1 protein-coding gene is annotated in these 665 nt (G+C 73.8%); it reads left to right on the forward strand.

Annotated features, from left to right (window positions below; translation table 11 throughout):
* Positions 1-618, forward strand: a 618-nt coding sequence (locus C1J01_RS48465; RefSeq protein ID WP_220040506.1) for a D-sedoheptulose-7-phosphate isomerase, incomplete at its 5' end; no start/stop codon positions are given.
* Positions 619-665: the final 47 nt, after the last annotated feature.

Genomic DNA, 665 nt, shown 5'->3' on the forward strand with positions numbered 1-665 from the left:
ATCCCGACCGCCCCGATCCCGACCGCCCCGATCCCGACCGCCCCGTCATCCGCGTCGGCGGTGCTCGCCGCGCACGTCGAGGGCCACCTGGCCGCCGCGCGTGGCATGGCGGCGCTGCTGCCCGCCGTCGAGGCCGTCGCCGACCTGCTCATCGAGACGTTCGCCCACGGCGGCACCGTCTACACCCTCGGCAACGGCGGCAGCGCGGCCGACGCCCAGCACCTCACCGGCGAGCTGATCGGCCACTACAAGCGCGACCGCCGCCCGCTGCCCACGGTGACGCTCACCACCGACGCCACCGTCATGACCTGCATCGCCAACGACTACGCCTACGAGGACGTCTTCGCCCGGCAGGTCCGCGCGCTGGCCCGCCCCGGCGACGTCGTGGCGGCGTTCACCACGAGCGGCAACTCACCCAACGTGGTCGCCGCCCTCGAAGCCGCGCAGGCCAATGGCGCGGTGACGGTATTGTTCGGCGGCGGCGACGGCGGGGCGGCCGCCGAGCACGCCGGCCATCTCCTCCTCGCCCCGTCCGCCGAGACCCCGCGCATCCAGGAGATCCACACTCTGATGCTCCACATGATCAGTGAGAAGGTCGACGTCTGGGCGGCCGCATGACCAGGCGCACCGCTCCCATGTCGAACGCCCCCTCCGGCGGCCGGCCC

It is taken from the genome of Nonomuraea aridisoli, from assembly GCF_003236395.1.
GTDB lineage: Bacteria > Actinomycetota > Actinomycetes > Streptosporangiales > Streptosporangiaceae > Nonomuraea > Nonomuraea aridisoli.